The organism is Corynebacterium sp. LaCa_282, assembly GCF_057198125.1.
In genome coordinates, this window is sequence record NZ_CP191095.1 from 1095765 (window position 1) to 1121843 (window position 26079).

Annotated in this window: 23 protein-coding genes; all 23 read left to right on the forward strand. The window is 61.4% G+C overall.

Annotation, left to right across the window (positions count from 1 at the left end):
- Window positions 1–13: 13 nt before the first annotated feature.
- The 23 genes from ACP8KU_RS05135 (at window position 14) to whiA (ending at window position 26049) form a co-directional block, all read left to right on the forward strand.
- On the forward strand, window positions 14–1351 hold the full coding sequence (locus ACP8KU_RS05135; protein WP_284610195.1) for a dihydroorotase: 1338 nt from the start codon (window positions 14–16) through the stop codon (window positions 1349–1351).
- Window positions 1352–1393: 42 nt separating this feature from the next.
- Window positions 1394–2554, forward strand: a complete 1161-nt coding sequence (carA, locus tag ACP8KU_RS05140; RefSeq protein WP_284610196.1) for a glutamine-hydrolyzing carbamoyl-phosphate synthase small subunit — start codon at window positions 1394–1396, stop codon at window positions 2552–2554.
- A 25-nt stretch (window positions 2555–2579) separates the two neighbouring features.
- Entirely contained in the window at window positions 2580–5921 is a 3342-nt protein-coding gene (gene carB, locus ACP8KU_RS05145; RefSeq protein ID WP_284609434.1) for a carbamoyl-phosphate synthase large subunit, read from the forward strand.
- The gene (pyrF, locus tag ACP8KU_RS05150) at window positions 5905–6744 is read left to right on the forward strand and encodes an orotidine-5'-phosphate decarboxylase (protein ID WP_484484102.1); all 840 of its coding nucleotides are present in this window, start codon (window positions 5905–5907) and stop codon (window positions 6742–6744) included. Before carB ends, pyrF begins: the two co-directional genes overlap by 17 nt.
- A gap of 259 nt (window positions 6745–7003) precedes the next feature.
- Entirely contained in the window at window positions 7004–7327 is a 324-nt protein-coding gene (mihF, locus tag ACP8KU_RS05155; RefSeq protein WP_023017443.1) for an integration host factor, actinobacterial type, read from the forward strand.
- Between the two features lie 8 nt (window positions 7328–7335).
- Window positions 7336–7905 (forward strand): guanylate kinase, encoded by a 570-nt coding sequence (gmk, locus tag ACP8KU_RS05160; protein ID WP_005283138.1) that lies wholly within the window; start codon window positions 7336–7338, stop codon window positions 7903–7905.
- 40 nt (window positions 7906–7945) lie between these two features.
- A complete protein-coding gene (gene rpoZ / locus ACP8KU_RS05165) occupies window positions 7946–8248 on the forward strand; it encodes a DNA-directed RNA polymerase subunit omega (protein ID WP_005279075.1) in 303 nt (100 codons plus the stop codon).
- 138 nt (window positions 8249–8386) lie between these two features.
- Window positions 8387–9640 (forward strand): bifunctional phosphopantothenoylcysteine decarboxylase/phosphopantothenate--cysteine ligase CoaBC, encoded by a 1254-nt coding sequence (gene coaBC / locus ACP8KU_RS05170; protein ID WP_035108465.1) that lies wholly within the window; start codon window positions 8387–8389, stop codon window positions 9638–9640.
- A gap of 97 nt (window positions 9641–9737) precedes the next feature.
- Window positions 9738–10970 (forward strand): methionine adenosyltransferase, encoded by a 1233-nt coding sequence (gene metK, locus ACP8KU_RS05175; RefSeq protein ID WP_484484103.1) that lies wholly within the window; start codon window positions 9738–9740, stop codon window positions 10968–10970.
- Window positions 10971–10981: 11 nt separating this feature from the next.
- Window positions 10982–13012 (forward strand): primosomal protein N', encoded by a 2031-nt coding sequence (locus ACP8KU_RS05180; RefSeq protein ID WP_484484104.1) that lies wholly within the window; start codon window positions 10982–10984, stop codon window positions 13010–13012.
- Between the two features lie 52 nt (window positions 13013–13064).
- Window positions 13065–13580 carry a peptide deformylase gene (def, locus tag ACP8KU_RS05185; protein ID WP_023017447.1) on the forward strand — a complete coding sequence of 172 codons (516 nt, stop codon included), beginning with the start codon at window positions 13065–13067 and terminating at the stop codon, window positions 13578–13580.
- A gap of 75 nt (window positions 13581–13655) precedes the next feature.
- On the forward strand, window positions 13656–14597 hold the full coding sequence (fmt, locus tag ACP8KU_RS05190; protein ID WP_484484105.1) for a methionyl-tRNA formyltransferase: 942 nt from the start codon (window positions 13656–13658) through the stop codon (window positions 14595–14597).
- Between the two features lie 167 nt (window positions 14598–14764).
- Entirely contained in the window at window positions 14765–16210 is a 1446-nt protein-coding gene (locus ACP8KU_RS05195) for an RsmB/NOP family class I SAM-dependent RNA methyltransferase (RefSeq protein ID WP_484484154.1), read from the forward strand.
- 10 nt (window positions 16211–16220) lie between these two features.
- A complete protein-coding gene (rpe, locus tag ACP8KU_RS05200; protein WP_023017450.1) occupies window positions 16221–16889 on the forward strand; it encodes a ribulose-phosphate 3-epimerase in 669 nt (222 codons plus the stop codon).
- Between the two features lie 11 nt (window positions 16890–16900).
- The gene (gene ribD, locus ACP8KU_RS05205; protein WP_369707512.1) at window positions 16901–17923 is read left to right on the forward strand and encodes a bifunctional diaminohydroxyphosphoribosylaminopyrimidine deaminase/5-amino-6-(5-phosphoribosylamino)uracil reductase RibD; all 1023 of its coding nucleotides are present in this window, start codon (window positions 16901–16903) and stop codon (window positions 17921–17923) included.
- 38 nt (window positions 17924–17961) lie between these two features.
- Window positions 17962–18564 (forward strand): riboflavin synthase, encoded by a 603-nt coding sequence (locus tag ACP8KU_RS05210; protein WP_023017452.1) that lies wholly within the window; start codon window positions 17962–17964, stop codon window positions 18562–18564.
- Window positions 18565–18587: 23 nt separating this feature from the next.
- Entirely contained in the window at window positions 18588–19865 is a 1278-nt protein-coding gene (locus ACP8KU_RS05215) for a bifunctional 3,4-dihydroxy-2-butanone-4-phosphate synthase/GTP cyclohydrolase II (protein ID WP_023017453.1), read from the forward strand.
- Window positions 19862–20335 carry a 6,7-dimethyl-8-ribityllumazine synthase gene (gene ribH, locus ACP8KU_RS05220; RefSeq protein ID WP_284609441.1) on the forward strand — a complete coding sequence of 158 codons (474 nt, stop codon included), beginning with the start codon at window positions 19862–19864 and terminating at the stop codon, window positions 20333–20335. Before ACP8KU_RS05215 ends, ribH begins: the two co-directional genes overlap by 4 nt.
- A gap of 32 nt (window positions 20336–20367) precedes the next feature.
- Window positions 20368–20916: a PH domain-containing protein gene (locus ACP8KU_RS05225; RefSeq protein WP_284609442.1), complete on the forward strand. Its 549-nt coding sequence runs from the start codon at window positions 20368–20370 to the stop codon at window positions 20914–20916.
- A gap of 3 nt (window positions 20917–20919) precedes the next feature.
- Window positions 20920–22989 (forward strand): excinuclease ABC subunit UvrC, encoded by a 2070-nt coding sequence (gene uvrC / locus ACP8KU_RS05230; protein WP_023028840.1) that lies wholly within the window; start codon window positions 20920–20922, stop codon window positions 22987–22989.
- Window positions 22990–23033: 44 nt separating this feature from the next.
- Window positions 23034–23915, forward strand: a complete 882-nt coding sequence (gene rapZ / locus ACP8KU_RS05235; RefSeq protein WP_198010380.1) for an RNase adapter RapZ — start codon at window positions 23034–23036, stop codon at window positions 23913–23915.
- Window positions 23916–23938: 23 nt separating this feature from the next.
- Window positions 23939–24916: a gluconeogenesis factor YvcK family protein gene (locus ACP8KU_RS05240; protein ID WP_023030703.1), complete on the forward strand. Its 978-nt coding sequence runs from the start codon at window positions 23939–23941 to the stop codon at window positions 24914–24916.
- A 155-nt stretch (window positions 24917–25071) separates the two neighbouring features.
- Window positions 25072–26049, forward strand: coding sequence for a DNA-binding protein WhiA (gene whiA, locus ACP8KU_RS05245; RefSeq protein ID WP_084538544.1), 978 nt, complete (start codon window positions 25072–25074; stop codon window positions 26047–26049).
- Window positions 26050–26079 lie beyond the last annotated feature (30 nt).

A 26079-nucleotide genomic window follows, 5' to 3' on the forward strand; every position in this document is an offset into this window, starting at 1 on the left:
AAAGGGAGAGAAAATGACTACGTACCCAGCTACCGGCCGGCTGTCCGCCCCGGCCGAAAACCCACTACTGATTAAAAATATTCGCCTGTACGGGGAAGGCGAACCCACCAACGTTCTCATTCGCGGTGGGGTTATTGACTCCATCGGGCCCGAGGTGCAGGCAGAGGGTGCCGAGACCATCGAGGGCGACGGCAACGTGCTGTTGCCTGGCCTGGTTGACATGCACGTGCACCTCCGCGAGCCAGGCCGCGAGGATACCGAGACCATCGAGTCCGGTTCCAAGGCCGCGGCCAAGGGCGGGTTTACCGCGGTGTTTACCATGGCCAATACCACGCCTGTGACGGATCAGCCCATCATCGCCGAATCCGTATGGGCAAAGTCCCAGGCGCTGGGGCTGTGCGATGTCCACCCGGTCGGCTCCATCACCAAGGGCCTAGAAGGCAAATCCTTAACGGAGTTCGGCATGATGGCGCGCAGCGATGCCAAGGTGCGCATGTTCTCTGATGATGGCAAGTGCGTGCAGAACCCACAGCTGATGCGCCGCGCGCTGGAATACGCCAAGGGCATGGACGTGCTACTGGCCCAGCACGCCGAGGATGACCGCATGACCGGTGGATCGTCTGCCCACGAGGGCGAAAACGCCGCACGGTTGGGCCTGCGCGGCTGGCCGCGCGTGGCGGAGGAATCCATCGTTGCCCGCGACGCCTTGCTGGCCCGCGATTACGGCAACCGCGTTCACATCTGCCACGCCTCCACGCAGGGCACGGTGGAACTGCTGCAGTGGGCGAAGGAACACGATATTCCGCTTACCGCAGAGGTCACCCCGCACCACCTGCTGATGACCGATGACAAACTGCGCACCTATGACGGCCTCTTCCGCGTGAACCCGCCGCTGCGCGAACAGCGCGATACGGAGGCGCTGCGCCAGGCGCTTCTTGATGGCACCATTGACTGCGTCGCCACCGACCACGCGCCGCATGGCTCCGAAGACAAGTGCGTGGAATTCGAAAACGCGCGCCCCGGCATGCTGGGGCTGGAGTCCTCGCTGGCGGTCATCACCAAGCTCTTTGTGGAAACTGGCCTGGCGGACTGGCGCTTTATCGCCCGCGTCATGTCCGAGCGCCCCGCCGAAATCACGCGCCTGCCAGGCCACGGTCGCCCCTTGGAAGTGGGGGAGCCTGCCAACCTGACCATCGTTGACCCACAACACCACTGGGTATCCGATTCCGCGCAGCTCGCATCCAAGTCCCAAAACAACCCCTATGCGGGCGAGGAATTCGGCGCGCGAGTTACCCACACCATCTTGCGCGGCTCGGTAACGTTCGATCTGAACGCCGCTACCCATGACTAACCTTGCACACAGCACCCAATCAAGGCACAGAAAGGCCACGACGTGACTGATAAAACCCCAGCAATCCTCGTCCTTGCAGATGGGCGTACCTTCCGTGGCTACGGCTTCGGCGCTACCGGCACCACCCTCGGTGAGGCCGTATTTACCACCGCGATGACCGGTTACCAGGAAACGATGACGGATCCGTCCTACCACCGCCAGATCGTCGTCTCCGCCGCCCCGCACATTGGCAATACCGGCTGGAACGATGAGGACAACGAGTCCCACGGCAATAATATTTGGGTCGCAGGCCTGGTTATCCGCGATCTGTCCCGCCGCGTATCCAGCTGGCGTGCAGAACGCAGCTTGAGCGAAGAAATGCAGGCCCAAGGCGTCATCGGCATCCGCGGGATCGATACCCGCACCTTGGTGCGCCACCTGCGCAACTACGGTTCCATCTCTGCGGGCCTCTTCTCCGGAGAGGCCGCCACCCGGCCCGTCGAGGAACTCCTCGAGGAGGTAAAGAGCCAATCCTCCATGGAGGGCGCGGATCTTGCCGCCGAGGTATCCACCGATAAGCCCTATGTTGTTGAGGCCCAAGGAGAAAAGAAGCACACCATCGTCGCCTTTGACATGGGCGTGAAATCCGCAACGCCGCGCTACCTTTCCCAGCGCGGCATCGAGACCATCGTGGTGCCGTCTACCACCACCTTTGCAGAAGTCCAGTCCTATAACCCGGACGGCGTCTTCGTCTCCAACGGCCCGGGCGACCCGGCTACTGCCGATGACACAGTTGCCACCATCAAAAAGGTGCTCGCGGCGGACATCCCGTTCTTTGGCATCTGCTTTGGCAACCAGCTGCTCGGGCGCGCGCTGGGCCTAGATACCTACAAGATGAAGTTCGGACACCGCGGCATCAACGTCCCGGTGCGCAACCTGCTGACCGGCAAGATCGATATCACCTCCCAAAACCACGGCTTCGCGCTGCAGGCGCCAGATAACTACGACCTGGCCAATGAGGACGCCGAATTCGCCTCGGACTTCGGCCCGGCCCACATCACGCATATCTGCTTGAACGATGACACGGTCGAGGGCGTCGCCCTGCGCAATGGCATGGCCTTTTCGGTGCAGTACCACCCGGAATCCGCCGCCGGCCCGCACGATGCCAACCCGCTCTTTGATCAATTCTTAGAGCTCATGGCCAACCACACCCCGAATAAGTAGTCACCCAGGAAAAGGAAGAAATATTATGCCAAAGCGCACTGACATTAATCACGTCCTGGTCATCGGCTCCGGGCCCATCGTCATCGGCCAGGCCTGCGAGTTCGACTACTCCGGAACCCAGGCCTGCCGCGTCCTCAAGGATGAGGGCCTGCGCGTGACCCTGGTGAACTCGAACCCGGCCACGATCATGACCGACCCAGAGTTCGCCGACCACACCTACGTCGAGCCCATCGAGCCGGAATACATTGAAAAGATCCTGGTCAAGGAGAGCGAGGAAGGCCACCCCATCGACGCCGTGCTGGCTACCTTGGGTGGACAGACCGCGCTGAACGCCGCGGTGCAGCTGGACCGCCAGGGCATTTTGGATAAGTACGATATCGAGCTCATCGGTGCCGATATCGATGCCATCGAGCGCGGCGAGGACCGCCAGAAGTTTAAAGACATCGTGGCCTCGGTAGGCGGGGAATCCGCCCGCTCGGCGGTGTGCCACAACATGGATGAGGTCCACGAGACCGTCGACAAGCTCGGCCTGCCCGTCGTGGTGCGCCCGTCCTTTACCATGGGTGGCCTGGGTTCCGGCCTGGCCTTTAATAACGAGGACCTAGATCGCATCGCCGGCGGCGGGCTTGCGGCCTCGCCTGAGGCTAATGTGCTCATCGAGGAATCCATCCTCGGCTGGAAAGAATTCGAGCTCGAGCTCATGCGCGATGGCGATGACAACGTGGTCGTCGTCGCCTCCATCGAAAACGTCGATGCCCTGGGCGTGCACACCGGTGACTCCGTGACGGTGGCACCGGCGCTGACGCTGACGGACCGCGAGTTCCAGAAGATGCGCGATCTGGGCATCGACATCATCCGCGAGGTGGGCGTCGATACCGGCGGCTGCAATATCCAGTTCGCCTTGAACCCGGATGATGGCCGCATCATCGTCATCGAGATGAACCCGCGCGTATCCCGCTCCTCGGCGCTGGCCTCCAAGGCCACGGGTTTCCCCATTGCCAAGCTGGCCGCGAAATTGGCCATCGGCTACACCTTGGATGAGGTGCAAAATGACATCACCGGCGAAACCCAGGCGGCGTTCGAGCCGACCTTGGACTATGTCATCGTCAAGGCGCCCCGCTTTGCCTTCGAGAAATTCCCCGGCGCCGATGACACCTTGACCACCACGATGAAATCTGTGGGTGAGGCCATGGGCATCGGCCGCAACTACATCTCTGGCCTGAATAAGGTCATGCGTTCGCTGGAAAACAAGCCCAACGGGTTCTGGACCAAGCCGGATGAGTATTTTGCGGGCGAGCGCGCCACCGACGTGCAGGCGGTGCTCAAGGATCTCGAGCGCCCCACCGAGGGCCGCATGTACGATATCGAGCTGGCCCTGCGCCTCGGCGCTACGGTGGATGAGGTCCACGAAGCCTCCGGCGTGGACCCATGGTTCATCGCGGAGCTCGAGGGCCTGGTGGAATTCCGCCAGGAGCTTGTCGATGCCCCCGTGCTCACCGAGCAGCTCCTGCGCGAGGCCAAAGTCTTTGGGCTTTCCGATGCCCAAATTGCCGCCCTGCGCCCCGAGTTCAACGGCGAAGACGGCGTGCGCAGCCTGCGCTGGCGCATGGGCATTCGCCCCGTCTTCAAGACCGTCGATACGTGCGCCGGCGAGTTCGAGGCGCAAACGCCGTACCACTACAGCTCTTATGAGTTGGACCCCGATGCCGAAACCGAGGTGCACCCAGCACCGGAAGGCTCGAAGGGCAAGGTCATCATCTTGGGCTCTGGCCCGAACCGCATTGGCCAGGGCATCGAATTCGACTACTCCTGCGTGCACGCCGCCCTTGAGCTTTCCCGCAAGGGATATGAGACCGTGATGGTCAACTGCAACCCAGAGACGGTATCGACCGACTATGACACCGCTGACCGCCTGTACTTCGAGCCGCTGACCTTCGAAGACGTCATGGAGGTCTACCACGCAGAGGCAGCCTCCGGCGAGGTTGCCGGCGTGCTGGTGCAGCTGGGCGGCCAAACCCCGCTGGGCCTGGCAGAGCGCCTCGACGCCGCCGGCGTACCGGTGGTGGGCACCAGCCCTGCGGCCATTGACTCCGCCGAGGACCGCGGCGAATTCGGCAAGGTCCTCGATGAGGCAGAGCTGGCAGCGCCATCGTATGGCACCGCAACCTCCTTCGAGGAGGCTCGGAAGGTCGCGGCCTCCATCGGCTACCCGGTTCTGGTTCGCCCTTCCTACGTATTGGGCGGCAGCGGCATGGAAATCGTCTACGATGAGCAGTCGCTGGAGAACTATATCGAGCGCGCCACCGAGCTCTCCCCAGACCACCCGGTCTTGGTGGACCGCTTCTTGGACTCGGCCATCGAGATCGATGTCGACGCCCTGTGCGACGGCAACGAGGTCTACTTGGGCGGCGTGATGGAGCACATCGAGGAAGCCGGCGTTCACTCCGGCGACTCCTCGTGCGCCCTGCCGCCGATGACGCTGGGGCCAGAGGACATCGACAAGGTGCGCGAATCCACGCGCCGCTTGGCCGAGGGCATCGGTGTGAAGGGGCTGATGAACGTCCAGTTCGCCTTGAAGGATGACATCCTTTATGTCATCGAGGCCAACCCGCGCGCCTCGCGCACCGTGCCGTTCGTGTCCAAGGCGACCGGCGTCCCGCTAGCCAAGGCCGCCGCCCGCATCATGATGGGATCCACCATCGCGGAACTGCGGGAAGAAGGCCTAATCCCATCGGTCTACGATGGTGGTTCCTTGCCGCTCGATCACCCGATTGCGGTCAAGGAAGCGGTCTTGCCATTCGAGCGCTTCCGCCGGCCAGACGGCAGCCTTCTCGATACCCTGTTGTCGCCGGAGATGAAGTCCACCGGTGAGGTGATGGGCCTGGCCACCAACTTCGGTGCAGCCTACGCCAAGGGCGAAATCGCCGCCTTCGCCGTGCCGCCCACGGAAGGAACCATCTTTGTCTCCGTGGCCAACCGGGATAAGCGCACCCTGATTTTCCCCATCCAGCGCTTGGCGCGCATGGGATACAACATCGTCGCCACCGCTGGTACCGCGCAGATGCTGCGCCGCAACGGCATCGAGTGCGAGGTTGCCGTCAAGGTCTCTGAGGCCAAGGAGGGCGAAGAGTCCATCGTGGACAAGATTTTCAACGGCGAGATTGACTGGATTCTCAATACGCCGGCCGGCTCTGCCGGTGCGCGCCACGATGGCTACGATATCCGCGCCGCAGCGGTGCACATGGGCCTACCGCTCGTCACGGTGGTCCAGGGCATTACGGCGGCGGTGCAGGGCATCGAGGCGCTGCGCCAGGGTGATTTGCAGGTCCGCGCACTTCAGGAGCTTGAGCATGGCCCACGCAACTAAATCCTTTGGCCAGCGCTTGGAAGACGCCGGCCGCGAGCGCGGGCGGCTTTGCGTAGGCATCGACCCGCACCCGTACCTCTTAGAGCACTGGGGGCTGGATAATACCGCGGAGGGCCTGCGCACCTTCAGCCTGCGCTGCGTCGAGGCGTTTGCAGATACCGCTGCCTTGGTAAAGCCGCAGGTGGCCTTCTTCGAACGCTTCGGTGCCGCAGGCTTTGCGGTCTTGGAAGAAACGCTGGCCGGCCTGCGCGAGGCAGGGTGCTTGACGGTGGCAGATGCCAAGCGCGGCGATATCGGCTCCACCATGGAAGGCTATGGCGATGCCTGGCTAGGGGAGACCTCGCCCCTGCGGGCCGACTCGGTGACCTTATCGCCGTATCTCGGCGTAGGGGCGCTGGGCGCGGCCATTGCCACGGCGCAAGAAAACAACCGGGGCGTCTTCGTCTTGGCGGCAACCTCTAATCCAGAAGCGCGCGCCATTCAGGCGGTGCCCGCGGGGACTGCGGACTCGATTGCCCAGGCGGTTATCGATGAGTGCGCCGCCTTTAATGCCTCTGCGCGTGAGGCTGGTGTTGCTGGAAGCGTCGGCGTTGTGGTGGGTGCGACCGTCGAGGACCCACCCCGCTTGGACGCGCTTAATGGGCCGGTGCTGCTTCCCGGCGTCGGCGCCCAAGGGGCAGGTCCCGCGCAGGTGCACTCCATTGTGTCTGCGTGCCCGCAGCTTGGGTTCGCCAACGTCTCCCGTGCCGTCTTGCAACGCGGCCCCCAGGTCGATGACCTGCGCAAAGCGGTGATCGATACCGCGGACCAATTCCGGGATTAGAACACGCGGCGGGGCCAATTAACGGCCGCGCCGTTTACCTGGTATTTTGGTCTAGGCATGTGCGTTGACGTGCTAAAATGAGTGACCCATCTGGGTCGCCTATCGTCATCGTGTCACTAGCGGTGCTAGGATAATCAGAAGTCGGTGTGCTCGAAGGTTCAGGGTAACTTTCCGCGGTATTTCCATCGCGTTTGGCAACCGGAATCTGGTACCAAGTATCAGAAGTAATAGAAGCAATCTAATGAATCGGAGGAAACTCGTGGCCCTTCCAAAGTTGACTGATGAGCAGCGTAAGGAAGCTCTCGCAAAGGCCGCTGAGGCCCGCAAGGCTCGCGCTGAGCTCAAGGCTGCGCTTAAGCGCGGCGAGACCGACCTGAAGGACGTGCTGGAAAAGGCTGAGACCGATGAGATCATCGGCAAGACCAAGGTTTCCGCACTCCTCGAGGCTCTGCCTAAGGTTGGCAAGGTCAAGGCCAAGGAAATCATGGAAGATCTGGAGATTGCGCAGACCCGTCGCCTGCGCGGTCTGGGTGAGCGCCAGCGTCGTGCTCTGCTTGAGCGCTTCGGTTACGACGACGAATAATCACGTCTATGGCTGACGCAACTGCTCGCGGTCGCCTCGTCGTGTTGGCGGGTCCTTCCGCAGTGGGGAAATCCACCGTAGTCTCGCGTCTACGGCATGACGTCGAGGGGCTGTATTTCAGCGTGTCTATGACAACGCGCCAGCCCCGCCCCGGGGAGCAAGATGGCGTGGATTATTTCTTCGTCACCCCTGAGGCCTTTCAGGAACGCATTGATGCCGGTGAGATGCTCGAATGGGCAGATATTCACGGCGGATTGCAGCGTTCCGGAACACCCGCCCGGCCCGTAGAAGAGGCCTTGGACGCCGGTCGCCCGGTTCTCGTCGAGGTCGATTTGGCCGGTGCGCGCAGCGTTCGCAAGGCCTTGCCGGAAGCGGATTTGGTCTTCTTGGCACCGCCTTCGTGGGAGGTGTTGGTAGAGCGCCTGACCGGTCGCGGTACCGAACCGCAAGACGTCATTGATCGTAGGTTGCACACTGCGTACGAGGAACTAGCTGCACAGGATGAGTTTGATCACGTTGTGGTCAATGAAAACCTAGATGAGGCAGTGGCCGCCATTAGTGATATCCTGCGTGGATAGACTCTTCTTTTGACCATCTTCAACCAATGTAAAGGTGCATGTGACTAACGTGACCACCCCTTCTAACACTGAATCCGCGAAGTCGGAACCGGTATTTGATGACCCGATTGGCATTACGGACCCGCCAATCGATGAGCTGTTGGACAAGGTTTCTTCCAAGTACGCCTTGGTAATTTTCGCTGCCAAGCGTGCGCGCCAGATCAATAGCTACTACCAAGAGCAAGATGAAGGCGTCTTTGAGTTCGTCGGCCCACTGGTTAACCCAGAGCCCGGCGAGAAGCCACTGTCCATCGCGCTGCGCGAAATCGACGCAGGTCTGTTGGACCACGAGGAAGGCAAGTAAGTAGCGCTCACTTTCGCGTGCGCACCTTGTGCCTCATTTCAGCCCCGTCCGGCCAAGCCCACTTGGTTTCACTTCTGTGGAACTAACGTGGTGGCCGGGCGGGGCTCTTGTCATGCCTGCACGGTACGATTGTGCGATGTGACTGTTTCAAAATCTCCTCGCAATATCGTGCTTGGCGTTGCCGGTGGCATCGCCGCGTATAAGGCCTGCCACTTGGTGCGCAATTTCAAAGAACATGGCGATAATGTCCGCGTCGTTCCTACAGAAAGCGCATTGAACTTCGTAGGTGCCGCCACTTTTGAGGCATTATCCGGAAATCCCGTTTCCACCAGTGTTTTTGAGGCCGTAGAGGACGTTCAACACGTAGCGGTAGGGCAGGAGGCCGATGCCGTGGTCATCGCCCCTGCCACGGCTGACCTCATTGCGCGCTTGGCTGCGGGACGCGCCGATGACTTGTTGACCGCGACCGTGCTGGTGGCAACGTGTCCCATCATCGTGGCGCCCGCCATGCACACCGAAATGTGGAATAACCCAGCGACACAAGACAACGTAAAGACCCTGCGCCGGCGCGGAATTACCGTCATGGAACCGGCGCACGGGCGCCTTACGGGTAAGGATACGGGCGCAGGCAGGCTGCCGGATCCAGAACAGATTGCGGCCATCGCGCGCACCGAGCTCGCGGGTTTTCATATCGATCACAGCTGGGCGGGGCTGAAGGTCGTGATCTCTGCCGGTGGCACTCAAGAGGAATTGGATCCGGTTCGCTATTTAGGAAACCGTTCCTCCGGCAGGCAGGGGTTTGCGCTGGCTGAGGTCGCCGCACACAAGGGCGCGGATGTCACGGTTGTGGCAGGCAATACGGCGGAGCTGCCCGTACCGAGCGGGGCTACGATCCGGAATATCGTTTCCGCCCAAGACTTGGAGGCCGCGATGCGCGAGGAATCCCGCGATGCCGATATCGTCATCATGGCCGCGGCGGTCGCGGATTACCGGCCCGCGAACGTGGCTGAGTCCAAAATGAAAAAGGGCAAGGCGGATGATGCGCTCGCGACGCTAGAGATGGTGGAAAACCCAGATATCTTGAAGTCTCTCGTGGCAGCGCGCGAGGAGGGCGAGGTGCCGCAAAAGTGCGTCATCGTCGGTTTCGCGGCCGAGACGGGGGATGGCGATTCTTCGGCGCTGGATTATGCGAAAGAAAAGTTTGCGCGCAAGGGGTGCGATGTATTGATGGCTAATGAGGTCGGCCGCGGCGTGACCTTTGGCCAGGAAAGTAGCGAGGGGTGGATCCTGAGGCGGAATGAGGAACCACAGCGCGTAGAGCATGGATCCAAGCAGGTCGTCGCGGCGCAGATTCTGGACGCCGTGAATGAAATGATTGAACCGGGAAATTAAATATTGCGTTTATAGACCGCTTGGTCTAGGGTTGCCTTGTAATGGGTTGGGGCAGAATGCCTCGGTATCGAATACGTAATAATCAAAGGAAGTTTTTGTGACTGATAACGCTGCAGTGGAAGCTCGTCTTTTTACAAGCGAGTCCGTTACTGAGGGGCACCCGGATAAAATCTGTGACGCCATCTCGGATGCCATCTTGGATGCACTTTTAGAAAAGGATCCGGAGTCTCGCGTCGCCGTGGAAACGCTGGTTACCACCGGCCAGGTACACGTTGTGGGCGAGGTCCGCACCAACGCCTACGTGGAAATTCCGGCCCTTGTGCGCGAGACCCTGAAGTCCATCGGCTTTACCTCTTCCGATGTGGGCTTTGATGGCAATACCTGTGGCGTCAATATCGCCATCGGCGAGCAGTCGCAAGAAATCGGTGCCGGCGTGGATACCTCCACTGAGGCGCGCGACCAGGGCGCGGATTATGACGAGGAAAATGACACCGCCGGCGCCGGCGACCAGGGCCTGATGTTTGGTTACGCGTCGAATGAAACCGCGGAGTACATGCCGTTGCCCATCGCCTTGGCGCACCGCCTGTCCCGCCGCCTGACCCAGGTGCGCAAAGAGGGCATTGTGGACCACCTGCGCCCGGATGGTAAGACCCAGGTGACCTTCGCTTATAACGATAATAATGAGCCGTCTCACCTGGATACGGTCGTTATTTCTACCCAGCACGATCCTGAGGTTGATAGCCAGTGGCTAGAAACCCACCTGCGCAGCGAGGTGCTGGACTGGGTCATTAAGGATGCCGGGCTCGATAAGTACTACACCGAGGACACCAACCTCTTGGTCAATCCTTCCGGTTCCTTCATCTTGGGCGGCCCAATGGGCGATGCAGGCCTTACCGGCCGCAAGATCATCGTGGATACCTACGGTGGCATGGCCCGCCACGGCGGCGGTGCCTTCTCCGGCAAGGACCCCAGCAAGGTGGACCGCTCTGCGGCCTACGCCATGCGCTGGGTGGCCAAGAATATCGTCGCCGCGGGCCTGGCGGATCGCGCAGAGGTGCAGGTGGCCTACGCCATCGGTCGCGCCAAGCCGGTTGGCCTCTACGTCGAGACCTTCGGCACCGCGAAGCAGAACTTGACCGATGAGCAGATCCAGGCTGCCGTCAATAAGGTCTTTGACCTTCGCCCGGCCGCCATCATCCGCGAATTGGATCTGCTGCGTCCTATCTACGGCCAGACCGCCGCCTACGGCCACTTCGGCCGCACCGACGTTGACCTGCCGTGGGAGCAGTTGGACCGAGTGGAGGAATTGCGCGCTGCCGCTGGTCTGTAGAATGTGGGCTTATGCCTAAGAAAACACCCGCCGCCCGGAAACCGGTCGCGCGGGTGTTGCCTCTTCTAGGGGTTGCCCACCTCGATCGGGGCTTTGATTACCTGGTAGATGAGGCCGAATCTGATAGCGCCCAAGCCGGGGTGAAGGTGCGCATTCGGTTTAATGGGCGCTTGGTGGATGCGATCATCGTCGAGCGCAAGCATGAGTCCGATTTTGGCGGGCAGCTGCGCTTTATCGAGCGGGTCATCTCCCCATTCCAGGTTTATCCACCGCAGCTGTCCCGGCTGGTGGAAGCCCTTGCGGATCGCTATGGCGGAATTTGCTCCGATATCATTCGCTCCGCCATTCCGCCGCGGCACGCAAAGGCAGAAGAAGCGGATTTGGATACGCCGTGGGAAGAACTCGGCGCCGCCAGCGAGCCCGATTTATCCGGGTGGTCTGCCTATCAACATGGGGAAACCTTTGTTGATTCCATCCTGGGCGGGAAATTAGCACGTGCCGCGTGGCAAATCGCTCCCGGCGATGAATGGGAAGATGCACTCGCGGCCTTAGCGGTCAAGGTTGCCCTGGGTGGGGGAGGCGTCCTTATCGTGGTCCCAGACCAAAAGGTAGTGGACGCCCTTGAAAACGCCCTGCGCGGTGTTGTGGGGCCGAAACAAATCACGGTGCTCACCAATAGCATGGGCCCGCAAGCGCGCTATCGCCGCTATCTTTCGGCCTTGGTGGGGCAGGCGCGAATCGTCATTGGTACGCGCTCGGCGGCTTTTACCCCCGTGGACAACCTGCAGCTGGCCGTCATTTTTGATGATGGTAACGATAACTTGGTGGATAATATTAAGCCCTACGTACACGCCCGGGAGGTGCTTACCACCCGCTCTGCCTTTGAAAATTGCAGCTTCATTGCGGCGAACCACTCGCGCACGGCGGAAACCCAATTATTGGTGGATTCAGGGTGGGCACACGACCTTATACCGAGCGCCTCAACCATAGAGGCACGCCGGCCGGATATTTTGGCCATTGGCGCCTACGGGCTGTCCATTTCCAGGGAGTTAGAGGGCGGTACGACCTCTGTGCAAGCCCCAGCCTTTCAAGCGGCGCAGCACGCCCTCGACCGCGGCGAACCAGTGCTAGTGCAGGTCCCGCGCAAGGGGTATGCGCCTATTTTGGCCTGTGGAAAGTGCCATTCTCCCGCGCGGTGCCGCCACTGCAATGGCCCCTTGGGCTTGCCCCCAAGCTCCGAGCGCTCAAGCGAGGAAGCCGTCATGCCTACCTGCCGTTGGTGCGGGCGCATTGCCACCAACCACCGCTGTACCGAGTGCGGCTCGCCGCGCCTGCGCGCCATCGTTTTAGGCTCCGAACGCACCGCCGAGGAATTGGGGCGCGCCTTTCCCAATACATCCGTTGTGGTCTCTGGCGGCAATAAGGTTGTGGGCTCAATTGAAAATGCCCCGGCATTAGTGATTGCTACCCCTGGCGCCGAGCCGCGGGTGAATGGCGGCGCCTATGGCGCGGCGCTGCTATTGGACGCGGGCACCTTATTAAACCGGCAAGACTTGCGCGCCACCGAGGACTGCCTGGCCAAATGGGCGCAGGCGGCCACCATGGTCAGGCCGCATTTTAAGGGCGGGCGCGTCATCATTGCCGCGGATCCGGAACTTCCCGTCGTCCGCCACTTCATGAGCTGGGACATGGTCGCGGCCGCGGTAGAGGAATTGCGGGCCCGGCGCGAGGTGCGCTTTCCGCCGGCCGTGCACTTCGCCGCCATCGATGGGGCGGACGCGGCTCTGGATTCCTTCGAACAGTTGGTGGACCTGCCAGAGCACGCCGAGGTCTTAGGCCCGGTTCCGCTCCCGCCAGGGGACAGCCTCCCCGGGGAATACGATGCGGACCGCTTTGGCCCACCCCAACGCCTAGTGGTGCGCGCCCCGCTGGGGCCGCGATCGCAGCTCGGGCGCGCCTTGCGCAAGGCAAATGCGGCGCGCAGCGCGCGCAAGGATGAATTGCCACTACGCATCATGGTCGATCCCATTCACGTGGGTTAGAAGTGCGCATAAACTTAGGCGAATAGGCAGTACATGAGAAAGGGAAGATTCAGTGGCGGAATTAGACATCAGGCTCTACGGGGATCCCGTACTGAGTACGCGGGCAGAAGAGATTACTACCTTTGACTCCAGCCTGCGCACGCTGGCGCAGAACATGCTGGAGACCATGGATGCCGCCGGCGGGGTGGGGCTCGCGGCGAATCAGGTGGGCATACTCAAGCGCATCTTTGTCTATGACTGTTCGCCTATCCAGGCCGGATTGCGCGGGGTTCTCATCAACCCCGTGTGGACGCCGCTGGGAGAAGACATGCAGGTTGGCCCGGAAGGATGCCTATCCATCCCGGGGATTAGCGCCGATACCCCGCGGCACAACCGGGTATTTGTCTCTGGGCGCGATGTAGAAGGCAGGCCGGTGGGAATGGTGGCCTCCGGCCTTTTGGCCCGCTGCATTCAGCATGAAACCGATCACCTTGATGGAGTGTTATTCCTGCGCCGGCTTGGCGATGCCGACCGCAAGGCCGCCATGCGTACCATCCGCGAAGCCGATTGGTTTAATAGCGCGGGGTAGGCGAGCTTCGGCAACGCAGGCAGGCTCGTTGTACCCTAGAATTTTCACCCGAGACCTCGAGGAGACTCATCCAGTATGCGGATTATTTTTGCCGGCACCCCAGAGCCGGCGGTGGTGGCATTGGAGAAATTGCTTGCCTCCAGCCACGAAGTGGTAGCGGTCATTACCCGGCCCGATGCGAAGAAGGGCAGGGGCCGCAGCCTTCACCCGAGCCCGGTAAAGGCGCTGGCGCAAGAACACGGCATCGAGGTGTTGACCCCGACCACGCTGCGGCCTGGCACGGAGGATGGCGATAACCTGCGTGAGCGCCTGGCGGAGCTGCAGCCCGAGGCCATTCCGGTGGTGGCCTATGGCAATCTCATTAGCAAGGATCTCTTGGATGTCGCGCGCCATGGCTGGGTCAACCTGCACTTTTCCCTTCTTCCCGCCTGGCGCGGCGCGGCGCCGGTGCAGGCGGCTATCGCGGCGGGCGATGATATTACCGGTGCGTCCACCTTCCGGATTGAAGAAGGCCTGGATACGGGCCCGGTATTCGGCACGGTTACAGAAGGCATCACCGGAACCGATACCGCGGACGATCTGCTCACACGGCTGGCGTATTCCGGGGCGGATCTCCTGGTCGCCACCATGGATGGGCTGGAGGCCGGCACGCTGGAGCCGCAGGCCCAAAGCGGCGAAGCCACCTATGCGCCGAAGATCTCTACCGCGGCAGCCCGCATTGACTGGGCGCAGCCTGCCTTCGCCATCGACCGGCATATCCGCGCCTACACCCCAGGCCCGGGCGCGTGGACGCTGCTTGACGATGCCCGCCTCAAGCTCGGCCCGGTGAGTCTCACCGAGGGCATCGGCAAGCAACTGCAGCCGGGAGAGGCGCTGATTAGCAAGGATGCGGTGTACATCGGGACCGCGACGCAACCGGTGCAGCTGGATAGGATTCAGCCGCCGGGCAAAAAGATGATGAATGCGGCCGATTGGGCGCGTGGATTAGGAAAGAACGCAGAGGTGAGGTTCCAGTGACTGGTGGATTCCGCTCCCGCAGTAAGTCCGGCGACAAGGCGCCGGAGGCTACACAACACGGCAAGAACGGCGCGCCCCAGCGCGGCGGTGGGCAGCGAGGCAATGCGCAGCGTGGCCAAGACAATCGCGGCCAAGCTCAGCGTGGATCCGCACAGCGTGGTCGCGGCATGCAGGATCAGCGTAACCGCGACCACCGGGATAACCGAGGTAACCGGAATGCGGGCGCAAAGAACACGGGCGCGGGGAAAACACTGGTGCAGGCCGCCATCGACCAGGGCGTGGATCCGGCCCGCGCCGTTGCCTTCGATGTGGTGCGCCGGGTAAGCGAAGAAGATGCGTTTGCCAACCTCGTCCTGCCCAAGGCGCTGCGCAAGCAGAAACTTTCTGGCCGCGATGCCGCATTCGCCACGGAGATTACCTATGGCACCCTGCGCACCTTAGGCGTGCTCGATGCGGTGATCGCGCAGTGCTCCTCGCGCGAGTTGGAGGCAATCTCGCCGGTGGTCATCGATGCCCTGCGCCTGGGCACCTACCAGGTGCTCTACACGCGCGTGGAACCCCACGCGGCGGTAGATACCTCCGTCCGGCTCGTCGTGGCGGGCGGGGAAGAAAAAGCCAAAGGGTTTGCCAATGGCATCTTGCGCACCATTACCCGGACCCCGCCGAATGAGTGGCTCAAGCGCCTTGCCCCAGAAGGTGAGGTTGCGGGCCTGGCCTTTAGGCATGCGCACCCAACGTGGATCGCGGAGTCTTTTGCCCGCGTTGTCGACCCCGAGGAATTGCCGGCTGCCTTAGCGGCGGATTCCGAGCGACCGAGCGTGCACCTGGTGGCGCGGCCGGGCGAAATTTCCGCCGAGGAACTGGCGCTTATTACCGGAAACGAAGAAGGTACCTACTCGCCCTACGCGGTGTATATGGATTCTGGGGACCCAGGCCAATTGGAACCGGTCCAGCAGGGCATGGCCGCGGTACAAGATGAAGGCTCGCAGCTTATCGCCCGCGCGGTGTGCGAGGTTCCTGTCAGCGGTACCGACCAGGGACGCTGGCTCGACCTGTGTGCGGGCCCAGGTGGCAAGGCGGCCTTGATGGGGGCCTTGGCGCGCATCGAGTCCGCGCAGGTCGATGCCGTGGAAGTATCACCGCACCGCGCGAAACTGATTGAAAAGACCGTGCAAGGGCTGCCGGTGACCGTTCATGTGGCCGATGGCCGCAACCCGCAGGTCGGCTCGGGATTCGATCGCATCTTGGTGGACGCGCCGTGTTCGGGCCTGGGCGCATTGCGGCGCCGACCAGAGGCGCGGTGGCGGAAATCGGAGGACGATATTGCCGAGCTTTCGATACTCCAATTCGAGCTCTTGTCCTCTGCTTTAAAGCTCGTGCGCCCGGGCGGGGTCGTGGTGTATTCCACCTGTTCGCCGGACCTGCGCGAAACCCGTGACATCGTCGACCAAGCGGTAGAAAAGCTGGGCGCGCAGGAGCTGGATGCGCGGGATTTTATCCCGGATATGGGCAATGTAGGAAAAGAAAAATCCGTCCAAATGTGGCCGCACCGCCACGGCACCGATGCCATGTTCATGGCGGTATTGCGGCGCGGCGATGAGGAAGGGCGCTAGGATTAACGGTATGCCTGCACCACTTATTTCTCCGTCAATTTTGGCTGCTGACTTCGCGCGGCTAGGTGAACAACTAGAGGCCATCTCGAATGCCGATTGGATCCATGTAGACATCATGGACGGGCACTTTGTCCCCAACCTTTCCTTCGGTCCGGATATTACGGCCACGGTGAAAAGGTCCACGGATAAGCCGCTTGACGTGCACCTGATGATTGAGTCACCGGCGAAATGGGTGGAGACCTATATCAAAGCCGGTGCTACCACGATCATTTTTCACGTGGAAGCGGTTGAGGGTGAAGCAGCCGCGGTGGAATTGGCAGAAAAGATTCGGGACTTGGGCGCGCGTGCCGCCTTTTCCATCAAGCCGGATACGCCCATTGAGCCGTGGCTGGATAAGCTGCGCCATTTTGATGAGGTGCTGGTCATGTCCGTAGAACCAGGTTTTGGCGGGCAGAAATTCATGCCCGCCATGCTGGATAAAGTCCGCGCCCTGCGCGAAAGCATTGACCAGCAGAACCTCGATACCGTCATCGAAATCGATGGCGGCATCGACCCGGATACGATTGCCTTGGCCGCGGAGGCCGGGTGCGATTCCTTCGTGGCAGGATCGGCCGTATTCAAAAGCGACGATCCAGCGCAGGCGGTGGAAGAACTGCGCGCGCTTGCGGCGCGGTCATAATGGCCGGCGCGATGGATGAAACCAATATTCCCGGAGCATTGCTTCAGGCCATGCAGGCCGGCGCGGCGGTGCGCGGTACCACAAGCCCCAATCCTCCTGTAGGCGCGGTGATTTTGTCTGCTACCGGCGCCGTTGTGGGCATTGGTGCGACCCAGCCGGTGGGCGGTGCCCACGCGGAAGTCATGGCGCTGCGCGCGGCCGGCGAGAAGGCCCGCGGCGGCACGGCCGTGGTTACCCTGGAGCCCTGCGCGCATACGGGCAGGACGGGTCCCTGCGCCACGGCGCTTATCGATGCCGGAATTGCCCGCGTGTTCTACCTGCATCCCGATCCCACGCCCCAAGCGGGCGGGGGTGCGCAGGCCCTGGCCGCCGCCGGGGTTGAGGTGGGCCAGCTCACCGCACCGGATGGCGTCGAAGACGCGGTGCGTGCCTGGTTGCGCGCGGTAAAGCTGCAGCGCCCGCACGTCACCCTGAAATTTGCGCAGACCTTAGATGGGTTTACCGCTGCCGCCGATGGCACGAGCCAGTGGATCACTGGGCCTAAGGCCCGCGAGTGGGTCCACGCCGATAGAGCGCGGCGCGATGCCATCATTATCGGCACCGGCACCGCGCTTGCCGATAACCCCTCGCTTACCGCGCGCTTTAGCGATGGGAGTCTGCGGGAGCACCAGCCGCGCCGCGTGGTCATCGGCAAGCGCGATCTTCGTGTCGCGGGTGAGAAGGCCTCTCACCTGCAGCGGCTGGGGTTTGAGCAATATGACAGCATCGAGGGCGCGCTGAAGGAGCTATATGCTAGCGGCGCCCGCGACGTCTTGGTGGAAGGCGGGGCTGGCCTGGCCCAGGGCTTTATCGAGGCTGGCGCCGTGGATGCGCTGGCGGCGTATATTGCCCCCATCCTGCTCGGCCAGGGGCGCGGGGTTCTGGCGAATACGGTGGCGCACACGCTTGCCGATGCCCCACGTTTTACCACCGTGCGCACCACCAGCCTCGGGCCCGATGTCCTCGTAGAATACGAGGCGCGGAACGAGCGTTAAGAGATTAGATACTTAAGAGATAAACACAAGGGGATTAATTGTTTACAGGGCTAGTACAAGAACTCGGCACGGTAGCCGCGCTCGAGCAACAGGCGGATGCGCTGCGGCTGAGCATTCGCGCGCCGCAGACGGTGAGTGACGCGCGCCTAGGGGATTCCATCGCCATCAATGGCGTGTGCCTTACCATCGCGGAATTGGATGGGGATATTTTCTGCGCTGATGTGATGCAAGAGTCATTGGACCGGACGGGACTCGGTCAGCTGAAAGAGGGCGCGCGGGTGAACGTTGAGCCGGCATTGCTGCCGACCACGCGGCTGGGTGGACACATGATGCAGGGCCATGTCGATGGCACGGCGCGCTTGGTCTCGCGCGAGCACTCGGAGCACTGGGACGTGCTGCGCTTTAGCTTGCCCCGCGATCTTGCTCGGTACGTCGTGGAAAAGGGCTCCATCGCGGTCAACGGCACGTCCTTGACCGTCAGCGCCGTAGGCGAAGATTGGTTCGAGGTCTCCCTCATCCCAACCACCTTGCGGGAGACGACGCACGGTGAATCCAAGGTTGGCGATATCGTAAACCTCGAGGTGGATGTGCTGGCGAAGTATGTAGAAAAGATGCTTCACCCCGAATCCGGGATTGCTTAAGCAAAGGACTAGACTGCTAGGTTATGTTCGCGACTGAAGAGAGCATCCATTTTGATGCCATCGACCACGCCATTGCGGAGATTGCCGCCGGCAAGCCGGTCATCGTCATGGATGATGAAGGACGGGAAAACGAAGGGGATCTGATCTTTGCCGCGGAGCTGGCAACCCCGGAACTGGTCGCGTTTATGGTGCGGTATTCCTCCGGATACGTGTGCGCCTCGCTATTGCCGGAAGATTGCCAGCGGCTCGATTTGCCGCCGATGATGGCGCAGAACCAGGATGTGCGCCAGACCGCCTATACGGTCACCGTGGATGCGGCGACAGGCTCTACCGGAATTTCTGCGGCCTCCCGCGCGGAAACCATCCGCCGCTTGGCGGATCCTTCGACCCGGTCCAGCGACTTTACTCGGCCAGGACACGTCGTTCCCCTGCGCGCACGGCCCGGTGGGGTGCTGGAGCGCGATGGGCACACGGAAGCCGCCGTCGATTTGGCGCGCCTTGCTGGCCTTCGTCCTGCGGGCGTGCTGTGTGAAGTCGTATCAGAAGAAGACCCGACGGATATGGCCCGCGGGCCGGAGCTGCGCCGCTTTGCCGATAAGCACGGCCTCGCCCTGATTTCTATCGCGCAGCTCATCGAGTGGCGCCGCCACCACGAGGTGCAAACCCAGCGGGCGGTGGAAACCCGCCTGCCCACCGAGTATGGCGAATTCACCGCGATTGGTTACCGCCACGACCTTGACGGTCAAGAACACATTGCTTTAATCGCCGGCGATCCGGCGCAGCTTCGCGGTGCCCGCGATGTCGTGGTGCGCGTGCACTCCGAGTGCCTTACTGGGGATGTTTTTGGCTCGCGCCGGTGCGATTGTGGCCCCCAATTGCAGGAATCCCTGCGCAAGGTGCAAGAAGCCGGCAGCGGGGTAGTAATTTACCTGCGCGGCCACGAAGGCCGCGGGATCGGATTGGTGCACAAGCTCCAGGCGTACCGGCTCCAGGACGAGGGCTGGGATACGGTCGACGCGAACTTGGAACAAGGGCTGCCAGAAGATGCCCGGGAGTATTCCGTGGCCGGCCAGATCCTGAAGGACCTTGGGGTGGAATCGGCACAACTGTTGACCAATAACCCGCACAAGGGAGAAGGGCTCGCCGGATTCGGCATTGAAGTCAGCCAACATACCCCGCTTACCATCGCCGCCAACGCCGATAATATTCGGTATCTGCGGACCAAACGCGACCGCATGGGCCACGATCTTCCGCAGGTGGCACAGTGGGACGCGCAGCACGAAGGAGAATTAGGCAAATGAGTAAAGAAGGATTACCCGCTATCGCGCAGGTAGATGCGCGCGGCCTCCGCGTCGCGGTGGTGACCGCGACCTGGAATGAGGAGGTCTGCGATCAGCTGCATCAGCAGGCGGTGGAGACTGCCCGGGCAAATGGGGCAGAGGTCGCAGAATTCCGCGTCGTTGGTTCCTTGGAATTGGGTGTGGTTGTCCAAGCAGCAGCGCGGAAATTCGATGCCGTCGTTGCCTTGGGCTGCGTCATCCGCGGCGGCACTCCGCACTTCGATTACGTCTGCGATTCCGTCACCCAAGCCCTAACGCGCATCTCCTTGGATGAATCGACGCCGATTGGCAATGGTGTCTTGACGGTTAATGACCAGCAGCAGGCCATCGATCGCGCAGGTTTTCCTGACTCGGCGGAAAACAAGGGCGCAGAATCCATGATTGCGGCTTTAGATACCGCGCTGCAATTGCGTAGACTAAACGCAGATTAAAGGCAGGCAGGACTTCCGGAGGAGTAAAGCACATGAATGAGGCCGCAGCCTCGAATGAATCCCACCCGCGCCGCTCTCTCAGCGATGCAGAGGTATTGGCCTATACCAGCGCGGATCCCTTCGCACGGACCACGTCGAAGCCGTGGGAGTATACCGCCAAGTCCCCGTTTTTGCGCAAGATTGCCATCGGCTGGGTCATCCTAGTCATGGCCATCCATATTTTCATGGGTGTCACTCTCGATATCTCTTTTACCGGCGCGCACGTGACCACCATCGATAAATTCGCTTTCCCCGGTGTGGGCGTAGTCATTTCCATCTTGTCCTGGATTGCGCTGAACCGGCCGCGGCTGCAGGCCAATGAGGATGGGGTAGAGGTCCGCAATATCATCGGCACGCGCTTTTACCCGTGGCAGGTGGTCTACGGGCTATCCTTCCCCGTCGGCCAGCGCATGGCCCGCCTCGAGCTACCCGAATTTGAGGCCGTGCCCGTGTGGGCGCTGCAGTCCGGCGATAAAGAAACCGTGATCACAAAAGTCCGTGACTTCCGCGATCTGGAAGCCAAATACATGCCGCAGGATTAAGCATTGGCAGATCCAACCACCTATCGCCCCGCCCCAGGAACCATTCCGACGGAGCCGGGCGTTTATAAGTTCCGCGATGAAAACAAGCGCGTCATCTACGTAGGCAAGGCCAAAAACCTGCGGGCGCGCCTGTCCAACTATTTCCAAGACATCACGCAGCTGCACCCGCGCACGCGGCAAATGGTGTTGACCGCCAGCTCCGTGGAATGGACGGTTGTTGCCAGCGAAGTTGAAGCCCTGCAGCTGGAATATACCTGGATTAAGCGGTTCGACCCGCACTTCAACGTCATGTACCGCGATGACAAGACGTATCCCATGCTTGCCGTCTCGGTGGGAGAGGTTGTCCCGCGCGCCTTTTTCTACCGCGGCCCCCGCCGCAAGGGGGTTCGCTACTTCGGGCCCTATTCCCATGCATGGGCGGTGCGCGAAAGCCTGGATCTGCTCACTCGCGTCTTTCCCATGCGCACCTGTTCAAAGGGTGTATATAACCGGCATGAGCGGCTGGGGCGGCCGTGCCTTTTGGGCTACATCGGCAAGTGCGATGCGCCCTGTATCGGGCGGGTAAGCAAGGAAGAACACCGCGAGACCGTCAATGAGTTGGTATCGTTCATGAACGGCAACACGGCGGGAGTTAGGCGCAAGCTGGTCAAGGACATGGAGGCTGCCGCCGAAAACCTGGAATTTGAGCGCGCGGCGCGGCTGCGCGATGACCTTGGGGCCATCGATAAGATTATGGAGCAACAAGCGGTTGTCTTCGCCGATGGCACCGATGCCGATCTGATTGCGTTTAATTCCGATGAATTGGAAGCCGCCGTCCAAATCTTTCACGTGCGCGGCGGCAGGATCCGCGGCCAGCGCGGCTGGGTCGTTGAACGCGCCGGCGACCAGGCAACCTCTGAACCCATTGAGAAGGGACAACCCGATCCCGCCTTGCCCGCCCTGGTGCAAAACTTCCTCATCCAATTTTACTCGGATGCCGTGGAGCGCGAAGAACAAGAAGCTCGTGAGGACGCGGCTTTAGCTGCGGATGTGCCGCGGCGCGGGGTGGACCAGGAATCGCACATGGAACAGCGCCACGTCCACGTCATCCCGCGCGAGATTCTGGTCCAGGCCATGCCGGAGGAGTCCGAACAAGTGGTGTCCCTCTTGGAAGACCTGCGTGGTGCGCGCGTCGATCTCCGCGTGCCCCAACGCGGCGATAAACGCTCCCTTATGGATACCGTGGAGAAGAACGCCAAGGAGCAGCTGCGCCAGCACAAGTTGAAGCGCGTCGGCGACCTCACCGCGCGGTCTGCGGCGCTGCAGGATATCCAGGATGCCTTGGGCATGGACCAAGCACCGCTGCGCATTGAGTGCACCGATATTTCGCATATCCAAGGCACCGATGTCGTCGCCTCGTTGGTGGTTTTTGAAGACGGTATCCCGAAGAAATCCGATTACCGGCGCTACCGCATCAAGGAAGCCGCCGGCGACGGGCATTCCAATGACGTCGGCTCCATTGCAGAAATCACGCGGCGCCGGTTTAAGCGCCACAACCAAGATAAGTTGGCGAACCCGGACGAGGAAAAGGAAGAGTCTTCGTTCGCGGAAGAAAAGGTGGCGGAAGAATCCGCCGAGGCAGGCCGCCGCTTTGCCTATCCTCCTCAGTTGTTCATCGTGGATGGCGGCGCGCCCCAGGTGGCCGCGGCGCAAGAGGTATTTGATGAACTGGGCATTGTCGATGTCACCCTCGTGGGGCTGGCCAAGCGCTTGGAAGAAATTTGGGTTCCAGGCGATAATGAACCGGTGATTTTGCCGCGCAATTCCCAGGCCCTGTTCTTGCTGCAGCAGATTCGCGATGAGGCGCACCGCTTTGCCATTACCTACCACCGGCAACAACGGTCTAAGCGCATGCGCTCTTCGGCGCTTGATGCAATTCCTGGTCTCGGTCCGCAGCGCCGGACGGATTTGGTCAAGCACTTTGGCTCCGTCAAAAAGCTCAAGGCTGCTTCGGTGGATGAGATCTGCGAGGTCAACGGCTTCGGCCCGAAACTGGCCCAGACCGTTTACGATAAGTTGCACGACGCACAGTAAATAAGCAGCCTTCCGACAGAAGTCCGGAGCGTGAAAACGCTAGACTGGTGTGCATGACGCACTTCGAGACTCCGCCCATCTTGATTACCGGCATGTCCGGCGGCGGGTTGAGTTCCGCCGCCAAGGTCTTTGAGGATAAGGGCTACTACGTGGCGCATAATATCCCGCCGCGCGCCATCGTGGACCTGTGGAAATTGTGCAACCAGGAAGAAACGCCCGTAGAAAAGGTTGCGGCGGTAACGGACGTGCGCTCCCGCATGTTTCCGGGTTCCCTCATGGAAACCATCGATGAGTTAACGGCGCTGGGCATGAAGCCCACCGTGCTCTTCCTCGATGCCCGCGATGATGTGCTCATTCGCCGCTTCGACTCTGTGCGGCGCACCCACCCCTTGCAAGGCGACGATACCTTGAAGGTGGGCATTCAACGCGAACGCCAAGCGGTGGCGGAGATTCGGGATCGCTCCGATATCATCATCGATTCTACGAACCTCTCGATTCATGACTTGCGCCGGGCTATCGAAGCTGCGTTTGGCGAGTTTCAGAATACGAACCAGCACGTCACGGTGGAATCCTTCGGTTTTAAGAATGGTTCCCCGCGCGATGCCGACATCGTTGTCGACGTACGCTTTTTGCCCAATCCCTACTGGATTCCGGAGCTGCGCGGATGCCGCGGTACCGATGCGCCGGTGGCCGATTATGTTCTGTCGCAACCGGCCGCCCAGAAATTCGTGGATAATTTTGTCGCCATGTTTTCCACCATGCTGGAGGGATACCGGCACGAGGGCAAGAACTTCATCACCGTGGGCGTCGGCTGTACGGGCGGGCATCACCGCTCGGTTGCGGTAGCTGAGGACATCGCCAAGCGCCTGCGCGCCAATGACACCCTTGACGTCAGCATTTTGCACCGGGATATCGCCCGCAATTAGGGCTGAGGAGCATTAAAAACTGTATGGAACACCCTTCTCATATGGTCTGCCTTGGCGGCGGCCATGGTCTTTATCAAACCCTTTTATCCGCGCGGCGCAGCAATGCAGCGGATATTTCTGCCATCGTGACGGTTGCCGATGATGGCGGATCTTCGGGGCGCCTGCGCCGGGAATTGGATATCATTCCACCCGGTGACCTGCGCATGGCTTTGGCGGCGCTAGCCGATGACAATCGGATAGGCGAGCTGTGGGGCAAGACCCTCCAGCATCGCTTTGGCGGCAATGGCGCTATGGCAGGCCATGCCGTGGGCAACCTCATGATCGCCGGTTTGACCGGGGTTTTGGGCGATTACCAGGCCGCCTTGGACGCGGTGGCGGAGCTTACCCACTCGCACGGGCGGGTCATCCCCGTGGTCCCGCATCCCCTAGAAATTGAGGCCGATGTCTCAGGGCTTGACGATGACCCCCGGGTCATGCGCCAGGTCCGCGGCCAGGTCGCGGTGGCATCGACGCCGGGGCATGTGCGGCGGGTGCGCATCCTGCCTGAAGCACCCCAAGCGAGCCCGGCTGCGCTGGAGGCTATTCGGCAGGCTGATCTTATTACCATCGGTCCGGGATCCTGGTTTAGCTCCGTGCTGCCACATACGTTGGTGCCAGAAATCGTCCAGGCCATTTCTGAATCCAATGCTTTGCGCGTCGTCATGCTCAACCTGTCGGCCGAACCGGGAGAAACCCAAGGCTTTTCTGCGGAGCGCCACGTGCACGTTCTTGCCCGTCACGCACCGAATTTGCGCATCGATCGCATCGTGGTGGATGCGGCAGCGCTGCCGAATGAGAGCGAACGGGTTTATGTGCAGCGCGCCGCGCAAGCCTTGGGGGCCCGCGCGGTATTTGCGGATGTCAGCATTCAGGATGACAATGGACAGCGATTGATGAAACACGATCCAGACAAACTTTCTTCTGTCATCGTGGATCTTTATAACGAGTACCGGCGGGCCTAGCTAAGGTCAGGCCAGCCAGTCCTCAATGCGCGGGGCACGGTAAAATAAGAAAATTCAGTTTCCCACGCAGTAGTTGGTGTGCGTGGGGCCGTGCATTGCACAAGCGTCATTCGTGACTGTGACAGAGAAATGGGGCGAACTAGGTGACCACACCGTTGACCGAACAGGTCAAAGAAGAACTAGCGGCGGTAGGCGTAACCCGTCAGTCCGCGCGCGCAGCGGAGCTCGCATCGATTCTGCGCTTTGCCGGAGAGGTAGACGTCTCTGGGGACAGCATGGCCTATGAGCTCGAGCTCGATAACCAGGCTATTGCGCAGCGCATCCTCGTGGCTTTAGACGAGCTCTATGGGATCGAAGCGGAAAGCCATGTTGTTGGCCCTGCGGGGACGGCGAAGAAATCCCGCGTCATCGTGCGCATCACCAAAGGAGCGAAGGAGCTAACCCGCCGCCTGGGCCTGATCACCCGTTCCGGTCACGCCGTGGTGGGGCTTCCCCCGCAGGTCATTTCCGGCACGGTGGCAGATAGCGAGGCCGCGTGGAGGGGTGCCTTCCTTGCCCACGGCAGCCTGACGGAGCCAGGGCGTTCTTCGGCACTGGAAGTAACTTGCCCCTGTCAAGAGGCCGCATTGGCACTCGTGGGCTGCGCGCGGCGCCTGGGGATTTCCGCGAAGACAAAAGAGACCCGCGGCGAGGATCGGGTCGTTGTTCGCGACGGCGATGCCATTGGCGCGCTGCTGACCCGCATGGGCGCTCAGGTGACCCGCTTGTCTTGGGAAAAGAAGCGGGTAAAGCGCGAAGCGCACGATACATCGCGCCGGTTGGATAACTTTGATGATGCCAACCTGCGCCGTTCCGCACGGGCCGCCGTGACCGCCGCGGCGCGCGTGGATAGGGCGATGGAGATTCTGGGTGATGACGTTCCCGAGCACCTAGCCGATGCCGGTCGCCTGCGCGTGCAGCACCGCGAGGCCTCGTTGGAGGAGCTCGGCCGGCTGGCGGATCCGCCCATGACCAAGGATGCGGTAGCCGGGCGCATTCGGCGCCTATTGTCCATGGCGGATAAGCGGGCCGAAGAACTGGATATCCCCGATACTAACGAGTCCATCTCGGACGATCTTTTTGGTGACTCATAGGCGCAGGGCACGATTGACTGCGACCCATTG